Source organism: Dialister sp., assembly GCF_051885895.1.
In the GTDB taxonomy this organism is placed as follows: Bacteria; Bacillota; Negativicutes; order Veillonellales; family Dialisteraceae; genus Dialister.
In genome coordinates this window covers 1-2,456 of sequence record NZ_JBJEXP010000045.1, presented here as the reverse complement: position 1 = coordinate 2,456, position 2,456 = coordinate 1, and the positions used below count along the sequence as shown (strand labels likewise).

General features: G+C 54.6%; 2 protein-coding genes. Both read right to left on the bottom strand.

Going from position 1 to position 2,456, the window contains the following annotated elements; translation table 11 throughout:
• Window positions 1–52: 52 nt before the first annotated feature.
• Window positions 53–628, bottom strand: coding sequence for a nitroreductase family protein (locus tag ACI4N7_RS04235; protein WP_439732121.1), 576 nt, complete (start codon window positions 626–628; stop codon window positions 53–55).
• 105 nt (window positions 629–733) lie between these two features.
• Entirely contained in the window at window positions 734–2,080 is a 1,347-nt protein-coding gene (locus ACI4N7_RS04230; protein WP_439732120.1) for a Na+/H+ antiporter NhaC family protein, read from the bottom strand.
• Window positions 2,081–2,456: the final 376 nt, after the last annotated feature.

The following is a 2,456-nucleotide window of genomic DNA, read 5'->3' as shown; positions in this document are numbered from 1 at the left end:
TGAACCTTCTGATTTCTCTGAACCCTCTGCACCCGGGCCCGCTCCGCAGCCCCTATTTCACAATGCAGATATCTGAGAGTGCTCTTTTGGGGACACAGTAGTTTTTATTTTCGTCCAGATAGTATTTGATGCTTCCGTTTTCCGGTACGTCTACAATGTGGCTTTCGCAGGAGGGGTAGCCCAGGGCTATGAGCAGACGGGGGTTCCAGTTTTCCGGAACGGAGAGGATTTCCTTGACGTGGTTCCATTCCACGGCGCCCAGGATAGCGGAGCCGATACCGTAGGTGCAGGCGTTTAAGGCAATGTTTCTGACAGCAATGCCGGCATCAATGTCATCCCATGGATTTCCGCGGCCTTCCTTGCAGAGCAGGATAAAGGCCACCGGCTGTTCGCCTTCCTTCGGCGTGCCCAGTTCCTTCGGCAGAGCAGCGGCCCAGTGAACGCAGGGCTGCAGGGCTTTGACAAGAGAGGGATCCTTCACCAGTATGTAGCGGAGTACCTGGCCGTTCATGGCGCTGCTCACGATCCGCACGTTTTCCATGAGCTCCTGCAGGATGGCAGGAGCGATGGGCTTTTGCTGAAAACGGCGGTATGTACGGCACTGGATGGAAAGTTCTTTGAAATTCATGATGTGACCTCCTTGGTGTAATGAATGGATTGGTGAAATAGTGAGCTGGTGGATAGTACAGCTGCCCGCTTTATCGTCATTTCGAGCACAGCGGCCCTATGGGCCTTACTCCCATTTCCAGGGATTCTTTCTGATGAAATAGTCCGCAAAGGGAATATAAATGGAGAGAATGCCGAAGAAGGCGAGGAAGAAGCAGTACCACATGTGGGGCACAATGTCCAGGGCATTGATGGTAATGCCGCTCTGGGATGCCAGGGCCGCTGCCGTGAGCAGCTGGGCGCCGTAGGGGAGAATTCCCTGGAAGACACAGGAAAAGATATCCAGCAGGGAAGCGGATTTCCTGGGGTCCACATGGAAGCGGGCGGAGATTTTTTTAGCCACATCGCCGGAAACAATGATGGCTACGGTATTGTTGGCGGTGGCGCAGTCGACGAGGGAGACCAGGAGGGCGATGCCCAGCTGGGCGGAACGGGCGGAGCGGATATTTTTCTCCAGCTTTTCAATAAGCCAGGCGATGCCGCCGTAGTAGGAAATCATTTCGGAAATGCCGCCGCAGAAAAGGGCCAGGAAGAAGGCTTCATTCATGCTGGTGAAGCCGGTCCATATCTGCTGGGCAAAGGAAATGACGGTGATGCTGCCGTCGGCCAGGCCGATGATGCCGGCCAGGAAGATACCGCCTGTGAGAACCAGGAACACGTTGATTCCCAGCAGGGCGAAAATGAGGACGGCCATATAGGGAAGAACCTTAAGAAAGGTATAGGTTCCCTTCTCCGGATCCGCGAGGCCCGGATTGCCGGCCAGCAGGAAGAAAAGAATGGTCAGCAGAGCTGCCGGCAGGGCAATGAGGAAATTCATTTTGAATTTGTCCTTCAGCGCACAGCCCTGGGTGCGGGTGGCGGCAATGGTGGTATCGGAAATCATGGACAGATTGTCTCCGAACATGGCGCCGCTCACGCAGGCCCCCAGTATAAGGGGTGCCGGAATACCGCTTTTTTCCGCAATGCCTGCAGCAATGGGGATGATGGCGGCCACGGTGCCCATGGAAGTGCCGGTGGCGGTGCCCATGAAGGCAGAAATCAGGAAAATGCCGGCGGTGAGGAACTGGGGAGGAATGAGGCTCATGCCCAGATTGACCGTGGCGTCCCGTCCGCCCATGGCGGCGGCCACCGCAGAAAAGGCACCTGCCAGAATGTAAATCATGAGCATGGTCATGATATTGTCATTGCCGGCGCCTTTGGCAAAAATGCCGAATTTGAACATCACCGGATCTCTGGTGAGGCAGAAAGCGGAGATAACGGCAATAAACATGGCCGTTACGGAAGGAAACTGGTAAAAGGCCATGGAAACGCCCTGGAGCTGGAAGTAAATGCCGGCACCCAGGTAAATGGCAATAAAGACAAGGAAGGGCAGAAGAGCAAACGGATTGCTCTGCCCGGGGGATTTGTATTTCATAGATAACCTCGAGGATAGTGAGATGGCAGGCAGTGCTTTCCGGTATTCCCGAAAGCAGGAAGGTTCAAAGGGGTATGGAAGAAATGAAGAATGGAAAATGCAGAATGGAGAATGGTGGTGGCGCCTTTTAAATTGTGTAAAGCGCCGGTTTGTATAAAACCTTTATGATAGTGGAATTGAGATCGGGATCGGGGCGGTGCTTTCCGGTATTTCTGAAAGCAGGAGGGTTCAGGCGCCTGCGGCGCCCGGGTTCAAGGTGCTGTCGGGGCAAACCCCTTAGCACCTTAGGTTCGGCCCGGGAACGGCTTCGCCTTCCGGGCCGGTTCAAAGGGAGTTATGTAGTATGCTGTGTGCGTATTCCGCATGGAATACGCAA